Source organism: Helicobacter sp. T3_23-1059 (assembly GCF_053654515.1).
In genome coordinates this window covers 1-21578 of the sequence record NZ_JBSIUV010000031.1, presented here as the reverse complement: position 1 = coordinate 21578, position 21578 = coordinate 1, and the positions used below count along the sequence as shown (strand labels likewise).

The window sequence follows — 21578 nt, the reverse complement described above, 5'->3', positions numbered from 1 at the left end:
CTTAAAATTGATTGCCACTTATTGTTTTAGATTTTGTTTTTTTCGCATTTATCGCTTTTTAGGCATATCTTGGTAAAGTGATTTCCATTTGTGTGATTTGAGAATCTAGCGGATTTGTATTGCTAGAATTTGCTAGATTTTGCCTATTTTCGCCGTTATTTTCGCTATTTTGTTCTCCATTATTTGAGTTTGCATTGCTACCATTTCCGCCATTGCTAGAAAAACTCAAATCCACTCCATCAAATCCCGCATTTAGCAAGCTTTGTCGCAAATCGTTATGATTTTGCGCAAATAGTTGCAATGCTTGTGGGTTTGAAACCACGCTAATATGCAGGTTATTGCCCCTTTGCGTGATAGTAAGCTCAATATTGCCCAACTCTTTTGGGGATAGCTCCATAGAAATTTGCCTCATTGGCGGTTTAAATCGCTTGATTTCTTGCTCAAATTGCTGGACAAAAGAGCTAAGGGCTTCTCTTGGATTTATATTGTTTGTGCGTGAATCTGCTTTTAGCGCATTGGTGCTAGAAGCACTGCTTGCTAGCGTTTTTGCCTCATTTTTAGATTCTGCTTTGGACTCGCTAGATTCTTGCTTTTGGGCTTGCTTAGCTATTGTTGCTTCGTTTAGATTTTGGGCATTTTGCTCTAGCTCATTTTGGGCAAATGCTGGCATATTTTGTGTTTTTTCTGTGTTAGATTCTAGGGCGTTTTGGTTTAGTGGCTCGCTTATTATTTTGTTAGCATTTTTTGTGTTATCGCCTTGTGTTTTTACCTCTTTTGATTCTCTAGTTTCTTTATTTTTTGAGCCATTTTTATCTTTAGAATCCCCATTTAGTTGCTTTGAGCTAAGGGCTGTGCTAGCTGCTATACTAAGATTAGATGGGCTAGTTGCCTGCGAGGTTAGATTTGGCTTTGTGTTGGCTTTTGGAGCGATTTTTAGCGGATTTAGATTTTGCGTTTTGTCATCAAAAAGTTCATTTTCAAGTTTGCTTAGCTCTAGCTCGATTTGTGATAGATTTAGCTCTTTGCCCGCGAGCAAATCTTTTTGTATTTGTTCAAAGATTTTTTCTTGTCGCTCGTTTTTGATTCGTTGTGTGGTTACTGATTTTGGCAAATTTTTGCTTCGCTCTATCACTGCGATTTTATCCTCGCCATTTTGGATATATTTGATAGAAGTCTTGCTAGTGCTTGTTTGCATTGATTTGCGTTTTTTTGCATTTCGTGCGTCAAAAGATTCTAGCAAGTCAAATATCGGGCGCAATTCTTCTGCATTATCGCTATCAAAGTAGGTTTTTATGCCATTTGTTTGGTTGCTTGCATTGCTAGCGTTGCTTTTATTTGCACTAGATTTTGATTTTAGATTTTGAGTAAAATCCTCATCATCTTTATAGCTTAGTTTGCTAGGATTTAGCCCGAGTTCTTTTGCCTTGTTTGCGACATTTTCTAGAGTAGGATTTTGACTATTTAGCGGAGTTTGCAAGGATTTTGGATTTTGCCCTTGTGCGTTTGATTGCATATTTGAGTTTATGCTTGTTTGCGCGTTTGTAGAGGCTAGATTTTGCGCATTCCCAAAAGGGCTTACAAAATCTAGCTCATCAGCGTTATCATCATTTTTAGTTGCTAATGGCTCTTGTGCGTTTTTTATGGCACTTGTTTTTGTATCTGCGTTTGGCTCGGCTTTATCGTCTTGTTGATTTTGCATTATTTTGGATAAAAAAGTCTCTTTTTGCTCTTTTTGTCTTGCCATTTGGTTTAAATCTTTTTTGATAGATTCTTTGCCTAGATTTTGGCTTTGAAGTAGGGTTTGGGCGTTAGTATCCTTTTCATTTGGCAAAAAATCTTCCTCGCTAACCTCGCTAATATTGTCCATCTCACTAGATTTTGGCAATGCTTTGCTAGCGTTGTTTGAGAGAGAATTTAGCGTATTTGCTAGCGTTTTTGGATTTGTTTTGTCATTTGATTCTAGCGCGTTTTTGGGGTCAATCTTTTCTTGCAAAAGAGCATTTTTAGCAAGGCTATTTGCGCTATTTTTTGCCATAAAAGAATCTAGCTCATTGGCGTTTGGATTTTTTGATGCATTTGAGAGATTGCCTTTTTGTAATGCTTTTTGCAATTCGTTTTGCTCAAAAATGTCAAAATTAGCATTGTTTGGGATATTTGTAGGGTTTTTTAGGTTATTTTTGTGGGCAAGTGGATTTGCATTGCTTAAAATGCCTTTGGCTTGTGTGCTTTGCGTAGGAATTTTTGCACTTGTGGCACTTGGCGTTGTGGGCGTGTCTTTTGGGGCAGATTTTTGATTTTGGATAGATTGTTGCAATGCGGTTTTAAAATCAACTTCATTTGGTTGATTTTGTGTTTGATTTTGTTGCGCTACATTTTTGGCTTGGGTTATGCTAGGTTGTGCTTCAAAAGGGGTTTTTTTGACTGCTTGGAAATTGCTAACTTGCTCTAACACTTGCTTATCCTTGATAAAAAATTTTGCAATTTTGCAATAAATTTCGAGGGAAAATCAGCGTTAAAAAAGCAAAAGAAGTTCCAAAAAAAGCTAAAAAAAACAAACACTAAAATTTTATAAAAGGCTTATGAGATTTGATTTAGATTTTTTACAAAAAAATCTAAAATCTAAAATCCCGCGCTAATATCGCTAGAATCTATGCTTTTGTTTAAGATTTCTTGGGATTTTTTGATTGCTTCTAGTTTTTGTGCTTGAGTGATTTCGTTATTTGGAGTTTGTGGGGAGGTAGGAGTTTTGGGAGGATTTTGGGTAGATTGTTGGGGATTTTGTGGTGCATTTTTTGCGGGCTGTTTTGCTTTGTTTTGGTTTGTGGGGCGCACACCCGCTGGCATTTTCACAAATACATCTTCATAGTTTTTGCCACCTTTTCTAAATCGCACATACACATCGCCACTTTGGGTGTTAAATAGATATGTATCTACTCCATCGCTAAACATTTGCCATTCTGCAAATGCTGGAGTGGCAAACAACGCCATAAGCAACAAAATCTTGCCATTAAGCCATTTGATTTTATCAACAAACATACAAATATACGACATAAATGCCCTTTTATGTGGAATTATGCGGAAGTTCAAACTTTGCAAACAAATATTACTAAAAATTAAATTATTAAGGCGGTTAAAACATTTTATCATTGAATTTGATTTTATCTTGTCTTGCCTAAAAGCAAAATTTTAGCATAAAAAATGAAATCAAGTTTTAGATAAATATTTTTAGCTTTATGCGCTTTTTATCGGTTTTTATCGGTGTGGCAAAACCTGCAAAATCCGCGCTAAAGTCGATACAAAACCACCGCCACTTAATGCAAAATTTTAGCAAAGGATAACTTCTTATAAGTCATTTCAATGGTATAATGTGCCTTACAAAATCTATGCAGGCAAATACTGATAAAATCGTGCTAGCAATCTTATAAAGCTAGCAACCTATCGAAAAACACACTTGCAAACAAACCAAAATCAAAAACAAAATCAAAATCCCAAAATAAAGAAAAATAATGCGCTTTGGAAAGATTGAATTTCTTAATCTACTACCTTTTGATATGTTTATCAAATCTTATCCCTTGCCATCTCGCTTCAAACAAAGCCTTTTTGCCAAAAGTTCCTACCCAGCCAAGCTAAATCAATCATTTTTGTTTAATCGCATTGATGCGGGGTTTATCTCATCTATCGCAGGCGTAGAATCTCATCGCAAACTAAATGGCAAATACGCCACCAAAAGCGGTATCATCGCAAAGGGCGCGGTTTGGAGTGTGCTAGTGCGACACGCCTCCCTAAAAGCGGATTTTCAATCTGATACTTCAAACGCCCTAAGCAAAGTGCTAAACTTAAAAGGCGAAGTTCTTATCGGCGATAAGGCACTTTTGTGGCTGTATAAAAATTTTTATCAAAATCTACAAGATTTGCAAAACCCGCAACATTTGCAAAATCTACCAACAAAACAGGATTTTACAAAAAAAGATTTCAAACCAAAATCTAAAATCTCACAACAATGGATTTCAAACGCCACTCAAACAAACTCCACTCACGCAAATCCCACAAGCTACACGGATATGGGCAAACAATGGTTTAAAAAAACAAGATTGCCTTTTGTGTTTGGCAGGCTATGCTGTGTCAAAAAATACGCAACATTTTATGCAAAAATCTCGCACTCATTTAATGCTTCTCACATAAAGATTCCACATTTTTGGCTTGTGAAACAATCCAAAAAAATTGGGATTCCACCCTCTTTTGTCAAAGAATATTTAAAACATATTTATTACAAAATCGACACAAAAGAGCATTTGGGGATTTTGCGTTTTTTTCGCTCATTGCGACTTTTGGGTATAAAACCACCTAAGAGAAATTATAAAAAAGCACAAAAATACCAAAGGACAAAATAATAATGTATAAAAAAGTTTTTGATACCTACCTTGCCTCGCGCACGCCTAAAGCCGCGCTTTTATACGGGGAGAGTGATTTTTTGATACAAACATATTCCAAAAAAATCACAAACGCAATAGGCGTAACCCCAGAGGTGTTTTATTACGCGGATTATAGTTTGGATTCTGTGATGAATATTTTGAGTCAAAGTAGCCTTTTTGGCGATGCGCAAGTGGTGGTGCTAAAGCTAGATAAAAAGCTAGATTCTAAGCATATCACGCCTATCACAAACGCGCTAAAAAATAATCAAAACGCATCCATTGTGATTGAATTTTATCAAGCAGAAAATAAATCTAGCGCACAATATGCTAGAGACTTCAAAGCCTTTGCCACAAGCCTGCATACGCAATCTAATGGCTTAAATGGAGTGGTAGATGTGAGGTTTTTTGCACCAAATGCAAGGGAGTGTTTGGAATTTTTGCGCGTGAGGGCAAACGAGCTAAAAATCCTAATAAACAACCAAAATCTACAAAGCCTGCTTGAAATGCACAACAACGACATTGCCCTAGCTTGTGCAGAACTAAGCAAGTTTAATATCATCGATGGGGAGGTAAGCAGGCAAGATATTGAGCTGTTGTGCTATGGGCTAGGGAGTGTTGGGATTGAGGAGTTATTAGAGAGGATTTTTAGCAAAAAATCGCCATTTTTGGTGCTAGAAAAAATGCTTGAGAGCGGGCTTGAAGAAATGGGGCTAATGCGAGATATAGAAGAATATTTTAATAAATTATTTTTGTTTTTTGCGTATGCGCGGGCAAATGGCAAAATCGAGCCAAAAGAGATTTTGGGGTATGCCCCGCCAAATCTTATAGCTGATGAATACAAGCATAGATGTTTGAGAGTGTGCTCTGAAGAGGGGTATTTGGAGATTTTTAAGCTGCTTGGAAAATGGCGAAACGAACTAATGCGGGGCAAAAAAAGCATTTCTTTGCAAAGTTTAATCAAAATTCAAGCATTTATTCGCTAAAATCTGCGCTTTATTTTCCTTGCTCTATGCGTGCATATACTTCTAAGCCCTGTTTTTAGGGGATTTGCTTTTTAGCACATTGTGGCTTTTTAAGTCATTTTAGGCTTTTAGGTTTTTTGCAGAAGTTGCCAAAGCATAGGGCAAAAACCATAAGGAGACTTTATGAGCGAACAAAACAAAACCAAGCATTACGAGACAATGTTTATCGTAAAACCTACTCTTGTCGAGGACGAAATCAAACAAAAAATCGATTTCTACAAAGACGCGATTACCAAAAATGGAGGCAAAATAGAAACTTGCTTAGATATGGGAATGCGAAACCTCGCCTATGACATCAAAAAACACAAACGCGGATATTACTTTGTGATTTACTTTATCGCTAGTCCAAAGGCTATATTGGAGCTAGAGCGACTATATCGCATAAATGAGGATATTTTGCGATTTATCGTAATCAAGTATGAAAGCAAAAAGGAACAAAAAGCGTGGCAAACCCTAATCGATAGGGCAAACAAAAAAGTAGAGCCCATCAAACTAAGCCCACCGCGCACTAGAGAGGATAGAGGCTATGACAGAGGCAACAAACGCGCTGAAGCAAGCACGCTAGAAAACACACAAGATAGCGCAGAAATAAGCGACACTAGCGGTATGGATTCTAACACCAAAAATGCAGAATCTAAAAATCCTAGTGATTCTGCGGATAGTTAGCGTGCGATACCTTATCTATTTTAAGGAATACAAATGTTTAACAAAGTAATTATCATAGGAAACCTAACCCGTGATGTCGAGCTAAAATATTTGCAGTCCTCATCTGCGTTAGCCACTTTTGGCATAGCTAGCAATAGACGCTACAATAAGCAAGATGGCTCAAAAGCTGAGGAAGTTTGCTTTGTAGATGTTACGCTATTTGGGCGCACCGCAGAAGTAGCAAATCAATACTTACGAAAAGGTAGCAAAGTATTGGTAGAGGGGCGATTAGTCTATGACACTTGGACTGACCAAAATGGACAAAAACGCTCCAAACACTCCATCGTAGCAGAATCTATGAAAATGCTAGATACCAAAAATGCTAGCGGAGGCTACGAAAACAATAGCTATGATGATAGCTATGCTAGCCAATCAAATTCAAACTATGGTGCTAGCAATAACGCCTACCAAAATAGCTCAAACTACGGAAATAGCACAGGTGCAAGTAACGCAGGCTATGGAAACTACGGAGCGCAAAACCAAACCGCGCAAAACTCGCAAAACTACCAAAGACAGCCAAGCGAGCAAAATATCCCAAGCATTGACATCGATGATGATGACATACCATTCTAATATAAGGAGAATCAAATGGAAAGAAAACGATACTCACGCAGATACTGCCGATACACAGAGGCAAAGATTGAATTTGTGGATTATAAAGATTTGGATTTGCTAAAGCACACACTAAGTGAGCGCTACAAAATAATGCCAAGACGCCTAACAGGCAATAGCAAAAAATGGCAGGAGCGCGTAGAAGTCGCTATCAAACGAGCGCGACATATGGCACTTATCCCATACATTATCGACCATAAAAAAGTCGTAGAAAGCCCGTTTAAATAGAAGTATTTTTATAATGTGCCATCGCAATGAAGCAAAATCTGCGATATATTGCGTGGCGATAGTTATACAAATACATTAAAAACGCATTTTTTAGCAGTTATCCACATATCAACAAAATTACCACTATTTTAGAATCGCTATTGTGGTTTGGATTCTAAACTTGATTTGAGGATAAAATTCTTGCGATACCCTAGTTTCAAAGCGCAAATCAAATATTAAACATTGATAAATATTGCGCGATTACTTACCCAGCTTTGCTAATCGTTTTTCGATTTTTTTAATCAATCTTTCATATTTTCTAGCAAAAGATTTGTGCTTTATCACTTCTTCAAAAAATTTCTCCATTTCTTGCGCATCTTGTTCATACGCCTCTATAAGTTTTTCTAGCTCTATGATATAAGATTCTTTTTTCTTGATTATTTGCGGGGCTACTTCTACTTGTTTTTCGAGTTCTTGCAAAAATGCCCCATAAGCGACATTATCATATTCGATTTTGTGTCGATACTTGTCTGCTTCATCGCTAGATTTTTGGATAATATTTATAAGTCCTGCTATGGATTTTTGGAAATTCTCATAAAGATTGTCTATTTGTTTTTCTCGTGCCTCGATTTTATTATATAGTGGAATTGCCTTATTTGATAATGCCTCTTGCTTGGTTATCATTTCTTTTAGCTCAATTTTTTCTTGCGATAGAAGTTTGGGATTATCAAGCATAGTTTTTGCTTTCTCACTCGAAGTTTTTAATCTCACAGCAATTTGTTCTGCCCTCTTTTGTAGCTCCAACATATCATCAAGTAACGCATCTTTTATATCAAATAAGTTTTTCTCTTTTTGATTTAGTCGCCCAGCATATTCTTCAAGTTCATTATACTGCCTACTTAGCACACCTCCTTTTTTATTTAATGCAACTCTTTTAGCATATTCTGGGTCATTTCTTAGTCTTTCTAAATGTTCTTGCTGTTGAAATCGCTCTCGCTCTTGCAGTATTTGAAACATTTGCTGTTGATATTGCATATCTTGTTGGTATTGTAATTGTTGTGTTTGTAGATTTTGCTCGTGTCGGCGTTGAAGCATTTTATCTGTTGCTTCACTCAAACTTGGTCGTTTTCGTATTGTTATATTGTGGTTATATGTGTTGTTAAAACCAAAAGATATATTTCCAAACGCATATAATACAAATAATACCACTAGCCCATTTCTGCAAATGCTTTTTGCTGTAAGATTTTTCATTTTTGCACCTTTTTTTGTAAAATTTTGCAGAAAGCAACAATACAAAAAAAAAAAAACAGATTTTAAATGTGGGGGGTAAGAAATTGTGGGCGATAAAAATATCTGTGGAGTAGAAAATCGTGTTTGCTATGCTTAAAATTTGTTCGCAAAGTATATTTTTGTCATATTTAGGCTAAAAGCCAAAACTTCTCTGTTATTTGTCATATTGAGCGTTAGCGAAATATCTCTATTTTGTTGAGATTATTTTTTTGTTTTTTGAGATATTTTGCTACATTTAATATGACTTTTTTGAATATTTTAGTTTCTTACAAAACTTCAATATGACAATTTCAATATGTTGTTTAAGATATGTTGGGCTACGCCATCAATATGACAATGTGTAGTCATTGCGAGAAAACGCACTTGAGCTATTCGTGGCAATTTATGACATTGTCATATTGAGGTAGCGAAGCTGCCGAAGTATCCAAAGGTTTGCACAAATTTTCATTATATTGCAAAGTAGCATTATTTGCAGATTTTGCTTTTTGGATACTTCGCTTACGCTCAGTATGACAAATGCTTATTTTCCCAAATTATCCATTAAATTAGCGGCTTTTTTTAGCCTATCTTTGTCAAAATGCGTATAAATCCTGCTCGTGTTTAAATCCGCGTGTCCTAGTGCTTCTTGGACTAGGACTAAATCTTTGTGCTTTTGATATAGCAATGTCGCAAAAGAATGTCGCAATAAATGCGCCCCCATTTTTTCTTTTTGGATTCCAATGTGGAGCAAAATCCTTTTTACGATTCCATAAATATACACCTGCGTCAATGCCTTGCCTTTGGCATTGCAAAAAAGTAGATTCCCCTGCACCTTGCGATTTTCACTCTCTATGAGTGTGCGATATGCTAGCCACTGCTTTAGCAGTCCATCGATATGTGTTTTTTTTATCATTACCACGCGCTCTTTATCGCCCTTGCCTTGAATATTTAGCAGGTAAATCTCCCCATCGGGCAAAATCTTATTTATTTCTAAGTTTATCGCCTCGCTCACGCGTATCCCCGTATAAACAATCAACTTTACAACTAGCCTATCTCGCGCATTTGCGCCGTCATTTTTTGCGCTCATCGGCACTTCATCTATCGCGCTTAAAAATCTATCTAACTCCTCTTCTTTTAGAAAAGTTGGCAGTTTTTGCCCGCTTTTTCCACGCGTGCCAGAGAGGGATTTTAGCTCGATATTTAGGATATGAGATTTTCCATTTTCATCTTCATTATGCTTAGTGATAAACCCAAAAAATCCAATCAACACAATGCGAAAATTGCGCTTTGTGGCATTGCTAAGCTGTGCCGTAGCGATGGCGATAAACTCGCTTAAAAACACTTCATCGATTTCGCGCAAAGAGCTGATAGAATCTATATTTGAGAGATGTTCCCCTAGTTTTAGCAATGGATTTGCATAAGTGTTTAGCCCTATCATTCCGCAGTTTCTAGCAGATTTTATTGCTTTTTCAAATTGTGAGAGATTGTTGGCAGATTTTAGAGAATCTAGGCTTTGACTAAAAGCGTTTTTGTCGTGGATATGGCGATTTGATAGCGTAGTCATTTTGTGTGCAAAAAATTTTTGTAGCCAAAAAAGATAGTTTTTTTCTATTTCGCCAAATGGCTCTAGTGGGTAAGTCATTATGCTACCTTTTATCCATAAAATCAAAATCTTGCTATTATAGCAGATTCTACCATAACGATAGATTTTGTCTTATTTTGGATTTTATGATTTTTGTATATGACTCATTTATTGCTTTTTTTAATTATTTTTTTAATCAGCTTTATCAAATGCGTGTTTTTAGCATTTGATAGCGATAAATTACTGCAAATTTGCTAGCGTAGATTCTCGCAATGACAGATTCCCACCACCTAGCCACCTCGTGCTAAGGGAGGGGGGATTTTGGCTACTTTGCTATTTGCCTTACTATCCACTGCCAAATTGCTCTACCATTCCCCGCCAAACCATAGTGCGTATTTGATATTTAGCGCGTTACTCATTCCGTTAAATTTATTGCTAGCTTTTGGTTCATCTGCATTTGCAAAATTAAAGTTTGAAAAAAAGATTCCATTATAGCCAAAGCTTAGCTCGTGGTTTTTCTTTATTATCCATATAAAATCCATATCAAAATTCCCATATAGCGCGGGCAAGTAGATTTTGCCACTGCCACCTAAGCCACCGATTCTAAATGTCCCTGTGGGCGTGTTTAGTATATTGTAGCGCAAACCTCCTAAAAAGCTCGTTTTAAATCTCTCTCCCCACACTTTGTAGTATTTGATACTCGCACCTAGTTGAGGCAGATGCCAATATTGCTGTGGATAATATTCATTCCCACCTAGTTGGTATTTTGCTTTTTGCAGTTTCATATCTAGCGGGCTTAGCATATCATAGCTTACGCCAAATTCAGGGCTTATATATCCACCGCTTTTAAATTGATAAAAAGTCCAGCCTCCGCGCAACTCAACGCCAAAACTATACATAAGAGGCAAAGTAGAGGCATTAGTATTTGATTCTAGCTCAAATTGAATATGAGGCAATGGACTTTGTGCCTTTAGCAGTGGTATATCTACTCCCCCACGCAAGTTTGCTTTGAAATATCCCTCTTTGACTTGCTTTCTCTTTTTTGAAACGATAGGGATTATTTTAAAATAAGTCGCACCTGCTTGGATAGCACTATTATGAGTGGTGGCACTTGCCCCTAGCATTTGTGTATTTAGGTAGGCGTATTCATAGGCTGCATACGCCCCTACGATTCCAGCAGCCCTCAAATCCTTTTGCACGCCCATTAGCATTCCTCCGCCCCATTCAAGCACATTGCTTATGCCCGCATCTGCTAGAGAATTTAGCCCATAAGGCACAAAAAATGCGATATGTGTTTTTTTATTGTCATAGGGCAAAAACTTTTGCTCTACTTGTGTTTTTTTCTTTTGTTGTCTGCCTGCAGTGGCTAGCTTACGCATAGCAGGGGCATAGCGCACTTCGCCTGTGAGTTTATTTTTGTCAAATATATCGCCACGAGCTTTTATTGAGGTTTTGTCATAGCTTGTGGAGCGGAAGTTTTTCTTTTGTATAGAATCTAGCATATTTTGTAGCATTATACTCCGTCTAGCATAGCTTAGAGTGAGTGTGCGCCACATAGAGCTACCATAGCTTGTCGCCAAATCAGGCTCTACGCGAAAACCTGCTTTTCCCGCGCTATCTTTTGTGTCGATTAGCTTTGTGCCTAGCCCACCACGCAGGGAGTAGAAGTTGATTTTGCCATTTCCTTTGCCACCTTTACTATCTATAATCAAATTGTCATAAAGATAGACATCAGATTTGCTATTTACCCCCTCGCCTATGTTGATTCTTATCGCTCCTTCGCCTACCTCGCCTACATTTGTTATCGTTCCTGTTATGGCGATATGTTCATTTGTGCGAGTGCCGGATTGCACCTAAATTATGTCCATTCCAAGTGCTAGCCACGCTATCTAGCGTAATGGTGCTTTGATAGACATTTAGAGTGGTTACATTTATCGTCCCGCCCGTGCCTATTAGATAGTTTCCAAACAAGTCTGCATAATCCCCTGCAAATTTATAATACCCTAGATTTAGCGTTTGTATGGTGCTTGCATTTGTGCCACTTGCTGCGATTTGGCTCACAAAAGTCGAGCGAGTGCCTCCCGCATAGCCACCATAGATTGCCATAGCAGCGTTTGTTATGTTTGCGCCGTCTTTTAGCGTGATACCGCCTATGATAGTGCCATCTGCTTCTCTGCGCCCTATCTGTGTGCCTGCGTGTATATCAAAGGCGATTTTTACACCATTGCCATACACCTCATCAGAGCCATAGCTTTGGTTATTTATCGTCCCGCTCACAGTTAGACTTCGCAAAGTAGAGGCATTTGCTGTGTGATTGCCAAGCGTGTAGGGCAGAAGCAATCCTGCGCCACTATTTCCTGTGATACTAAAATCTGTGTTTGGTGCATTTACCGAGCGAAATACGAGGTTATTGCTTATGGTAGCAGTTACCGAGCCTGCACCTACATTTAGGGGGTTTGCTTCTCCTCTGCCTAAGTTGATAAGCATATTTTTGTTGTTTATGGCTGTGCTTAAATCTTGTGGTGGCATACTACCGAAGCAATCTAAATAAGATTGTCCTTCTGCGCTTCGTTGGATACAATTTGCCGCTGAAGTGTCTAGCAATGCTACACCCGCTAGCAATGCGCTAGTGGCTAGGGATAAGGCTAGCTTTTTGGGGTTGGTTGTTTGGATTTTGGCTTTAAAAACCCCCTCCCTTGCGGAAGAAGCCCAAAAAGAAGCCCCCTCATTTGAAAGAGTGGCAACGCTTCTAAAAGCCCCCTCCCTTGCGGAGGGGGTTTGGGGGTGGGTAGATTTTGCGCTAGCAAAATTTGCATTATTAGATTTTTCTTTTGCAATATCTGCCTTGCTAGAATCTGTTTTTTCTTTACTTTGTAGGTTTTGGCTTTTTAAGGAAGCGGGTGATTTGGATACCTCTAAAGATACCCACCCCCTAGCCCCCTCCGCAAGGGAGGGGGGACAAGAGGCAAAATCCTCCGCTAGATTTTGCTTGCGCAACTGCGCCCACTCGCGCTTACGCGCTAAATCGCTGCTTCGTAGCTGTGGGCTTGTGCCACGCAAGTCTTGCGACTTACTCGCAGATTTACTCTCAATGGCAGAAGTTGTTGTGGTTTTTGACACCTTGTAATCTATCAATGAAAAATTAGATTTTGCAAACCAAATATTTTCAAAGCATAAATCTAATATTTCATTTTGTTGTTGCGTTTTTGTTGTAGCAACCTTTTGTTTTTGTGTGTTCATTTTGTATCCTTTTTGTGTGGATAAAGGCGATAAAATGCTTTAACAAAAATTTAATGTAAATAGAAAGTAAATCGTATATAAACATAGCTTAAAATAAGCTGAATTGAAAACAAAAAAAAAAAAACGCGCAAATTTTGTGAATTTTGATGATTTATCAAAGATTTTTATGGGATTTTTTGTGTTTTATAAGAAGTGTTGATGACTTTTTTGTGGAATTTTTGAAAATATAGATTTTTTATATGTTGGGTTTTTTGTCATTGTGAGAGGGTTTGGCGAGTGGATTTGTCAAAATCCGCGTGCCAATGCGTTAAAATGCTTGAAAATGCTTGGAAATGCGTGAATAATGATAGAATGTTTAATGACAGAAAAAATCATTGCTCTCAATCATAAATCTTGCAATGATAAGGTTCTTAGATAATAAAAGCAAAATCATTGCTAGCAATGACTTAATAAATAACAATCACAAAATCTTTTTTTAGAATTTTTCGCATTCTTTTATCATCTGCTCAAACGCGTTTAATGCTTTATTGACAAGATAGGAATCATCATCATAAAAAAGTGTTTCAAAGTTGTTTTCAAAGGCGTTTTTACTCCAATTTGCCGAGCCGATATACAGCAGATTTTTATCAATGATTGCCATTTTTTGGTGCATTATCCCATAATAATTGCCATTTTGTGCCTTGCGTCCTTTTAGCGTGCAAGTAGAGATATTGTTGTATTTTTCTAGGTAGCCGATAGTGGAGCGGGCGTCTTTTGCGCTGTCTTTGTCATAGATTATGCGGATTTTTACGCCACGATTTGCGCTATCTCGCAATGTTTTTGCGATTTCTCTATTGGTAAAATTATAGATAGAAATATCTATGGTTTTTTGCGCTCTTTTTAGCGCGCCTTGCAGGCTTTTTAGGGCTTGTGCTTGCTCATAAGGCATCATATATAGCTCGCTTCTAGCCATACTCAAGCTAGAAAAAGCCACACACACAAAAACACTAAATCCAAAAAATAGAACGAAATTTGCTAGCAACTTATTCATTTGGCAATCCTTTTGTCAAAAAATTGGTATAATTTTGGCATTTTATCTAAAAATGGGTAGGCGTGCGATGAAAATTGTCATAGCAAATACAGATTCTATGGTGGAAAAGCTAATCGAAGCTTGTGCAAAAAAAACGGGGCTAAAAGTGCAGCATTTTATCAGTCTTGAAGAGATTGATGTATCAATGCTTGAGGATTGTTTTTTGTTTGTCGATGAAAATGCGCTAGGTGGCGATACAAAACGTGCTAAGCAAATCGGCTCTGGCTCTCTAAGCTGCCTTATCTACTCTAGGCGAAAACCGCTCGATGAGTTTAAATACCTTGTCCAAAAGCCATTTTTGCCAACGCAAGTGCTAGAGATTTTGCGCAAAGAGCTTGTGCGTAGAGGGGAGGACATAAGCAGGGTAGTAGAGGAGGACAATGACAAAAAAGCACCTATTGAGCCTATCAAGGACATTCCGCTAAATGAATTTGATTTAAAAGATGAGCATTTATTTGAGGGGAATTTAGAGTTGCCACCATTGCCCGATACGGACGCAGTAGAGACAAAGACAAGCGCGCAAAGTGCAAAAGAGCAAAAAGAGCAAGATGAATTTCAAAATGATGAGGAAAATTTCTTAGATGTGGGCGAAAATATCGCGCATAAAAGCCTAGCTGCGCTTGAGAGAGGGCAGAGCGAACAAGGTGGCGTAAGTGATGAAATAGTCGCAGATATGCCTAGCGATGATTCTAGCGCACAATCTCTCACGGAATCATTAGTAGGCGAGCTAACAGAAGTAAATGCGCTAGGTGCGGATTCTAGCGATTCTAGCGAAATGGGTGGATTAAGTAGCGATTTGGACGGGGATTTTGGGCTAGATAGCACGGGGGATATGACTAGCCAAGCACCTGATAGCGCAGGGGATATAAGAGATAGTTTGGCAGGGGGACTAGATAGCCTAGATAATCTAGGAAGTTTGGATAATATTGATAGCATAGATAATATGGCTAGCGCGGATTTGGAATCTACTGATAATCTAAATCCTGTAAATTCGATGAAAGGCAATCTAGCGGGGCTAGGGGCTTTGGACAACTCTTTAGATGATACTTTGGATAGCTCTTTGGATTCTGCTTTGGATTCTAGTTTGGACTCTGCCGAAGTAGCGCAGGGGGCTAATATGGATTCTGCGGATTTGGGTGGCTTAGATTCTAGTTTGGAATCTAATGTAAATTCTAATGTAGATTCTAATTTGGATTCTGCGGAGGGGGTAGATTTGGCTACACAAATAGAATCTAGCGAAAGTAGCGAGGCTAGCGAAATTAGCGAAAAAGATGAGTTGCTTGGCGGGGATAGTTTGGAGGATTTATCTAGTTTGGGAGCGGATTTGCAAACAGATTTGTCAAATTTGGACGAAAGCATTGCAGATAGCGCGGATATAGCCCAAGAAATGCAAGAATCTAGCCTGCAAGAAACAAATGAGCAAAAAACAAGTGGGCAAGAGATAAATAAAACGCAAGCAAGCGATTTGCAAGAAACACAAGAAGCGCAAGATTTGCAATCTAGCCCAGATTTTGCCGCAAATGGTGGCGTGCTAGATAAAGATGAAGCTAAGACAATTCAAGAGCTACTAAATGGAAATAGCCAAGACAAACTAAGCCAAGACAAAATAAGCGAGGTAGCAGACGCAAACAAAACGGCGATAAGCCAAGCGACACAAACAAGCGATATAGCAGAATCTACCAATGAAAAAGCGCAAGAAGCTACGCAAGAAACCCCACAACAAGAAGTCGCGCAAGAGGATAGCGCACAGGAAGTGGCTAAACAATCTAGCGAAGTTAGCGAGGAAAAAACAGCGGAGGATATAGATGATTTTGCCGAGCTAAATGAAAATGACATTATGGAAGTGCTAGGCGAAGATACTCCAAATGAAAATGCTGAAAATACCCTAGATAAGCAAGCAACCCCGCAACAAGAATCACAAGAATCACAAGAAGTGGCTAAAGAATCTAGCACGCAAGACGCGCAAGAACTAGCGCAAGAATCTAGCCCTGAACCTAGTGTGGATAATGTAGCGGATTTGGGTGTAAATGTCGCAGAGAGTGTAAAATCTACAAGCGCAATCTCTAAAACTACGCAAGACGCAGAAGTAGCACAAGATGATACAACAACACAAGCAGAAGATATAGCGCAAATCGCACAAACGGAGGAAATGGCAGAATCCACACCACAAAAAGATGAAAAAAGCGCAGATGAAGTAGCTAGTGCGCTAGAGAGTGCTGATAATATTGAGGGGATTGATGAAAATGCGGAGGTTGGGGATATTGACGGGGAAGTCCTAAAAGATTTGCAAGATAATCTAGCCCAAGATTTAGAAAAAGGCTTAGCAGATGAGTTGCCAACGGCATTGCAAAATGATTTGGTAGAGGGGATGCCACCTAGCCAAGATACTAAACAAGATAGTGCGCAAGATGACAACACAGAGCAAGAGGACAGCGCAGAGCGTGTAAGCCGACAACTAAAAGAGCTAGATTCTAGCTTGGAGCAAGATTTAGCAAGCGATATAGGCGAATCTAGCGAGATTATGACAGAGGATTTGACAAATGACACAGAATCTAACGATTTAGAATCTAGCGGTTTGACAGGTGGCGATTTAGGCGATGAGGTGGCTAAAGAAAATGCCGAGTTGCCAAAATCTTTAGAGGAGCTAGAATCATTGGTAGATTCTAGTGATGGGGATTTGGGCGAGCTAAATAAGCTAGATTCTATCATTGATGGAGGAACTAGCGGGGATGGAGATTCTAGCGATGAGGGATATTTTAGCGGGGAGGATTTGAGCGCGGATTTAGCGGATTCTAGTATGCAAACAAATGCGGATTCTAGCCTAGATTTTATCCCAGAATCTGGCATATCACAATATTTAAACATAGATGAAACAAGCACGCAAGAATCTTTGCCTAAAAAAGAGCAAAATAGTGCTATTAAATCCACTCAAAAACGGCTTATTACCGAGCTTTTGGCAAATAAGAGCGCAGAAGAGATTAGCTCTTTGCTTGAGGGGGCGCATATTCATATTGATATTGATTTTTCGCAAAAATAGCAAGCGCAAAAAGTGAAAAATGCAAAATCTATGCAAAAAAATGCGGGGGCAAAATATGCAAGAAAAAGTATGCAAAAGCGTAAAAAATCGCGCTTTACTTATGGTGGTATAAAATCGTTGGCATAAAAGCGGAGTTTATCGGGGCAAAATAGCAAAAGGCATAAAATGAAATCAAAACATAAAACAAAAAAAGATTCTAGCGCGAAAAAGACGACAAAAAAAACCGCTTTAGATACGCCACAAAAAACAAAAAAAAACCAAAATCCACAGCTAAATAAAAAACCCACAAATAAAAATCCTAAAGACTCAACAAAAAAATCCCCGACAGATTCTACAAACGATTTTACAATCTCAAAAAATCCCCAAAAATTTGGCAGGATTTTGGTGCTATCAGGACCTAGTGGTGCGGGCAAATCCACTCTTTGCAATGCGCTAAAAAGCAACATTAAAGATATGTATTTTTCTATTTCTACCACGACTAGAGGACCCCGAGATGGCGAAAAAAACGGCGAACATTATCATTTTGTAAGCGAAGCAGAATTTATAACCGACATAAAAAAAGGTGAGTTTTTGGAATGGGCGCAAGTGCATAATCACTACTATGGGACTTCTTTAAAACCGATACAAAAGGCATTAGATGAGGGGAAACTTGTCGTTTTTGATGTCGATGTGCAGGGGCATAGAAGCATAAAGCAATATTATGGAGCGCGTGCAAAATCTGTATTTGTAACGACAAAAAGTAAGCAGATTTTGCGTGAGAGGCTTGAGGGTAGGCAAAGCGATAGCAGGGAGCATATCGAGCTACGACTTTTGCACGCATATAATGAAATGCAGCATATTTCAAATTTTGATTATGTCATCATAAATGATGACATAAAGCAGGCAAAAAATGCGATTTTGCATATTGCGTTTTCGTTAGGATTTTTGACCCAAGAGCAAATGATAAATTCTCTTTGGGAGGATTGGCAGGGCTAGGCAAAATCTTTGGCAAGTATAGCTATGCTTTTTGCACGCATATATTTTGCTAGCCACGCGCATAACGCAAAGGCAAAATTTATGTGATTTTGCGCGTGTTTTTATGCGTTGTGTAATATTTTTTAATAAAAAGATATTACAATAATGCCTTGTTTTATTTATATTCACAAAAGGAGAAATAATGGGAATGGGTAGCTGGTGGCATTGGGCTATTGTGATAGCGGTGGTGCTAATCCTTTTTGGTGGCAAAAAAATCCCCGAGCTAATGAAAGGCGTAGGCACAGGAATCAAAGGCTTTAAAAAAGCGATAAAAGATGATGACGATGATGAGGCTGATAGCGCAAAAAGCATAAATAGCGTTGATAACGCTAATAGCAATGCGAAATCTACTAAGCAAATCACACAAAGCACTGCAAAAAAACGAGGACGCCCAAAAGGTTCGACTGCTAGCACAAGCACATCTAGCACAAAAAAAACCACCACAAAATCTAGCGTATCAAAAAGCCGTGCTACTAAAGCGCAGTGATTTAGCACGAAAATTATTTAATCATCAATATGTTTGCTTCCATAAAATCTATCATAAGCGAGATTGTCGGGCAAGAAGTGGTGTTGGAATTGCCCAAAAATAAAGATTTTGGGCATATTGCTACGCCTCTAGCGTTTAGTTTGGCAAAAGAGCAAAAACGCTCCCCCATCCAAATCGCCCAAGAAATCTGCGAAAAACTAGAATCTAATCCCAAATCAAACGCCATTTTTTCTAAAATCTCTCAAGTAAATGGCTATATCAACCTATCTTTAAGCGCGGATTTTTTTGATGAACGCGTAACAAAAGCATTTGAAAATGACTTAAGCTATCCACAAAAAGATATTGCTAGCGATGATTTAAAAACTAACACTTTGGCAAATGCAAATATCGCGCAAACCACGCACAAAAAAGAAAAAATCCTCCTTGAATATGTAAGCGCAAACCCCACAGGACCGCTTCACATAGGACACGCTAGAGGTGCAGTCTATGGCGATAGTTTGAAGCGGGTGGGGGAGTATTTGGGGCTAGATATTACGACAGAATACTACATAAATGACGCGGGAGCACAAATCAATAAGCTAGGATATTCTCTAGCACTTGCCGCGCTAAAGATTTTAGACGCAAAGGCTTTGCCACAGGAGTTATTAGACGCAGAGCAAGCAGGAAAGACTTACAAAGGCGAATACATCATAAAAGCCGCGCAAGATTGTATAGAGCATTTTGGCAAGGATTTTTTTCTGCCACAAATCATAATGCAAAATCTTAATGCACTAAAAGATTTTGGCAAAGATATTATGCTAGGGATTATCAAAGAAAATCTACAAAGTTTAAATATTGTATTTGATAATTTTGTCAGTGAAAAAAGCCTCTATACGCAGTGGAGAGAAACCCTAGATGAGTTAAAAGCACATAATGGAATCTATGAAAAAGACTCTAAAATATGGCTAAAATCTAGTCAATTTGGCGATGAAAAAGATAGAGTAGTGGTGCGCGAAAATGGCGAAGAGACTTATCTTGCGGGGGATATTATCTATCACCGCTACAAATATATGCGTGGATTTAGTAGGCTTATCAATATTTGGGGAGCTGATCATCACGGCTATATCCCGCGTGTAAAATCCGCTATGGAGTTTTTGGGATTTGACTCTAGTAGGCTTGAAGTCTTGCTAGCGCAAATGGTGAGTTTGCTAAAAGAGGGCAAACCATACAAAATGAGCAAAAGAGCTGGCAATTTTATTTTGGTAAGCGAGGTGCTTAGCGAGGTTAGCCAAGATGAGCTTAGATTTGTGTTTTTAAGCAAAAAGCCAGATACGCATTTGGAGTTTGACATAGACACGCTTAGCAAAGAGGATTCTAGCAATCCTATTTTTTATATCAACTATGCAAATGCTAGAATCCACACAATGATGGCAAAATCTACTTTGAGCGAAGGGGAGATTTTGAGTGCAAAAATCGCTTCTTTGGCAAATAAAGAGGGCGAAAATAGCGAGCATAGCAAGCAAGTTATGGAGCTAGCATTTTTGTCAATGCTGTTGCCACGCATAGCAGAAATGGCGTATGAAGAAAGAAGCCTACAAAAAATCTGTGAATACCTAAAAAACCTTGCAAGCGCGTATCACGGATTTTATAATGCTACTAAAATCCTAGATAGCAAAAATGAAGCCCTTTATCTAAAAATTTCAAAGCTAGCAAGTCTATCAATCACGCAAGGACTAGCCCTGCTAGGCATAAAAGCAAAGACAAAAATGTAAAAGGCTATAAGCAAACTCTACCCAAAATCTGCCAAATCTCAAAGGTAATGTTTTGCGATGATTTGAAAAGATTTTTAATGATTTGAAAATGGCTTAGTAGGATATGTGTGGCAAAATCTATGGCAAATATAAGATGATTTAAGTTTTTAGCGAGAATATCGCAGGCGTTTAACAAAACAATAAAATACAAAATCAATGCTTTTATTTGTGCAAAAACCTTGACATTAGCGCGATTTTTTCATAAAATTTTGCCTTTATTTAGATTCCGGATTAGCTCAGCGGTAGAGTAGGCGGCTGTTAACCGCTTGGTCGCAGGTTCGAATCCTGCATCCGGAGCCATTTTTCCCACTTTCATTTTTTACTTCCCTTTTACTTCCCATCACACCTTACAAACCTTAAAAAATAACCTCATAAATTTCACATTTTTTTTATTAGATTTTGCTTAGATTCTACTTTGCCAACAACTTTGCTAAAAATGTATCAAACGCGTTATTTATCACATTTTATTTGCTAGGCTTAAACGCCCAAAGTTTGCTAATAGCATATCCGCTTATGGTGTAGCTTACATTTGCGATGATTTGGGATAGGTATTTATCCACGCCAAATTCATAATGCAAAACCACAAGCACGGCTAAATTTATGAGATAGGACACGCCCATAGCCACGCCAAACCTCACAAAATCTTGTTTGTGGGAATTGCGCGATTTGAAAGTGAATTTTTTATTTAAAAAATATGAGTTAAAAAAACCTACGATATAGCCAAGCAGATTTGCTACTTCAGGTTTTGCCCCCATATACATTAGCACAAATATCACGCCAAGCCCAACTGCCGTATTTGCTACGCCTACAAGCGCGTATCGCAGGGCAGAATTTTGCAAGAGTTTTTGTATTTTTATGTGTTTTTTCATTTTTTTCCTTATTTTTTTGTAGATTTTTGCGTTTTTTGTGGCTATTTTTATGCAAATCATAGTCTATCAATCTAAATTTTTAGTTTTTGTGTTTATTTTATCGCATTGTTTGTTTGGGTTTTTGTTGTTGCTTTTTAGATTCTATGATTTTTGCGTTTTTTGTGGCTACAAAACTTTTTTTGAAAAATAAGCATCTTTTTTGATTTTATTCCCATTTCACAAAAGCAAATTTTAAGTTTATTTGGTTTATGATTGCGTTTATT

Annotated in this window: 17 protein-coding genes, 1 tRNA gene and 2 pseudogenes; 11 read left to right on the top strand and 9 right to left on the bottom strand. The window is 38.2% G+C overall.

Translation table 11 applies throughout. The features are described from left to right. Positions 1-58 precede the first annotated feature (58 nt). Together ACWIX0_RS09165 and ACWIX0_RS09160 are read right to left on the bottom strand one after the other, a co-directional pair. Positions 59-2452, bottom strand: a complete 2394-nt coding sequence (locus ACWIX0_RS09165; RefSeq protein WP_454173713.1) for a flagellar hook-length control protein FliK — start codon at positions 2450-2452, stop codon at positions 59-61. 167 nt (positions 2453-2619) lie between these two features. After that, entirely contained in the window at positions 2620-3051 is a 432-nt protein-coding gene (locus ACWIX0_RS09160; protein WP_454173712.1) for a hypothetical protein, read from the bottom strand. 455 nt (positions 3052-3506) lie between these two features. Here ACWIX0_RS09160 and ACWIX0_RS09155 point away from each other — a divergent pair, with 455 nt between their 5' ends. From ACWIX0_RS09155 to rpsR, 5 genes and pseudogenes are all read left to right on the top strand, one after another. Beyond that, positions 3507-4391 (top strand): MqnA/MqnD/SBP family protein, encoded by an 885-nt coding sequence (locus tag ACWIX0_RS09155; RefSeq protein ID WP_454173711.1) that lies wholly within the window; start codon positions 3507-3509, stop codon positions 4389-4391. A gap of 2 nt (positions 4392-4393) precedes the next feature. Next, the gene (gene holA, locus ACWIX0_RS09150) at positions 4394-5395 is read left to right on the top strand and encodes a DNA polymerase III subunit delta (protein ID WP_454173710.1); all 1002 of its coding nucleotides are present in this window, start codon (positions 4394-4396) and stop codon (positions 5393-5395) included. 162 nt (positions 5396-5557) lie between these two features. Further along, positions 5558-5950 (top strand): annotated as a pseudogene (gene rpsF, locus ACWIX0_RS09145) (30S ribosomal protein S6); the annotation flags it as partial. 183 nt (positions 5951-6133) lie between these two features. Next, entirely contained in the window at positions 6134-6712 is a 579-nt protein-coding gene (locus ACWIX0_RS09140; RefSeq protein ID WP_454173709.1) for a single-stranded DNA-binding protein, read from the top strand. Between the two features lie 15 nt (positions 6713-6727). Then, on the top strand, positions 6728-6979 hold the full coding sequence (rpsR, locus tag ACWIX0_RS09135) for a 30S ribosomal protein S18 (protein WP_454173708.1): 252 nt from the start codon (positions 6728-6730) through the stop codon (positions 6977-6979). A 240-nt stretch (positions 6980-7219) separates the two neighbouring features. On the opposite strand, the gene ACWIX0_RS09130 is transcribed toward rpsR, so the two are convergent. After that, positions 7220-8209: a hypothetical protein gene (locus tag ACWIX0_RS09130; protein ID WP_454173707.1), complete on the bottom strand. Its 990-nt coding sequence runs from the start codon at positions 8207-8209 to the stop codon at positions 7220-7222. 559 nt (positions 8210-8768) lie between these two features. After that, the gene (locus ACWIX0_RS09125; protein WP_454173706.1) at positions 8769-9869 is read right to left on the bottom strand and encodes a tyrosine-type recombinase/integrase; all 1101 of its coding nucleotides are present in this window, start codon (positions 9867-9869) and stop codon (positions 8769-8771) included. Between the two features lie 166 nt (positions 9870-10035). Between ACWIX0_RS09125 and ACWIX0_RS09120 the strand changes: the two genes are divergently transcribed. Next, positions 10036-10209 carry a hypothetical protein gene (locus ACWIX0_RS09120; RefSeq protein ID WP_454173705.1) on the top strand — a complete coding sequence of 58 codons (174 nt, stop codon included), beginning with the start codon at positions 10036-10038 and terminating at the stop codon, positions 10207-10209. On the opposite strand, the gene ACWIX0_RS09115 is transcribed toward ACWIX0_RS09120, so the two are convergent. The 3 genes from ACWIX0_RS09115 to ACWIX0_RS09105 all read right to left on the bottom strand — a co-directional run bounded on the left by ACWIX0_RS09115 (position 10175) and on the right by ACWIX0_RS09105 (position 14079). Then, the gene (locus tag ACWIX0_RS09115; protein WP_454173704.1) at positions 10175-11662 is read right to left on the bottom strand and encodes a hypothetical protein; all 1488 of its coding nucleotides are present in this window, start codon (positions 11660-11662) and stop codon (positions 10175-10177) included. The two genes, ACWIX0_RS09120 and ACWIX0_RS09115, sit on opposite strands and share 35 nt — an antisense overlap. Further along, positions 11637-13049, bottom strand: a complete 1413-nt coding sequence (locus ACWIX0_RS09110; RefSeq protein ID WP_454173703.1) for a hypothetical protein — start codon at positions 13047-13049, stop codon at positions 11637-11639. Before ACWIX0_RS09110 ends, ACWIX0_RS09115 begins: the two co-directional genes overlap by 26 nt. Positions 13050-13524: 475 nt before the next feature. Continuing rightward, positions 13525-14079, bottom strand: coding sequence for a phospholipase D-like domain-containing protein (locus ACWIX0_RS09105; protein WP_454173702.1), 555 nt, complete (start codon positions 14077-14079; stop codon positions 13525-13527). A gap of 67 nt (positions 14080-14146) precedes the next feature. On the opposite strand from ACWIX0_RS09105, the gene ACWIX0_RS09100 reads away from it, so the two are divergent. From ACWIX0_RS09100 to argS, 4 genes and pseudogenes are all read left to right on the top strand, one after another. Beyond that, the gene (locus ACWIX0_RS09100; protein ID WP_454173701.1) at positions 14147-17155 is read left to right on the top strand and encodes a hypothetical protein; all 3009 of its coding nucleotides are present in this window, start codon (positions 14147-14149) and stop codon (positions 17153-17155) included. Between the two features lie 165 nt (positions 17156-17320). Further along, positions 17321-18130 carry a guanylate kinase gene (gmk, locus tag ACWIX0_RS09095; RefSeq protein ID WP_454173700.1) on the top strand — a complete coding sequence of 270 codons (810 nt, stop codon included), beginning with the start codon at positions 17321-17323 and terminating at the stop codon, positions 18128-18130. A gap of 181 nt (positions 18131-18311) precedes the next feature. Next, a pseudogene (gene tatA, locus ACWIX0_RS09090) lies at positions 18312-18488 on the top strand (twin-arginine translocase TatA/TatE family subunit); the annotation flags it as partial. A 197-nt stretch (positions 18489-18685) separates the two neighbouring features. After that, positions 18686-20407: an arginine--tRNA ligase gene (gene argS, locus ACWIX0_RS09085; protein ID WP_454173699.1), complete on the top strand. Its 1722-nt coding sequence runs from the start codon at positions 18686-18688 to the stop codon at positions 20405-20407. A gap of 4 nt (positions 20408-20411) precedes the next feature. On the opposite strand, the gene ACWIX0_RS09080 is transcribed toward argS, so the two are convergent. Next, complete coding sequence (locus ACWIX0_RS09080) at positions 20412-20597, bottom strand: hypothetical protein (RefSeq protein WP_454173698.1); 186 nt, start codon at positions 20595-20597, stop codon at positions 20412-20414. 74 nt (positions 20598-20671) lie between these two features. Here ACWIX0_RS09080 and ACWIX0_RS09075 point away from each other — a divergent pair. Further along, positions 20672-20746, top strand: a tRNA-Asn gene (locus tag ACWIX0_RS09075). A gap of 164 nt (positions 20747-20910) precedes the next feature. Here the strand turns inward: ACWIX0_RS09075 and ACWIX0_RS09070 are convergent. Further along, on the bottom strand, positions 20911-21315 hold the full coding sequence (locus ACWIX0_RS09070; RefSeq protein WP_454173697.1) for a GtrA family protein: 405 nt from the start codon (positions 21313-21315) through the stop codon (positions 20911-20913). Between the last annotated feature and the right edge of the window lie 263 nt (positions 21316-21578).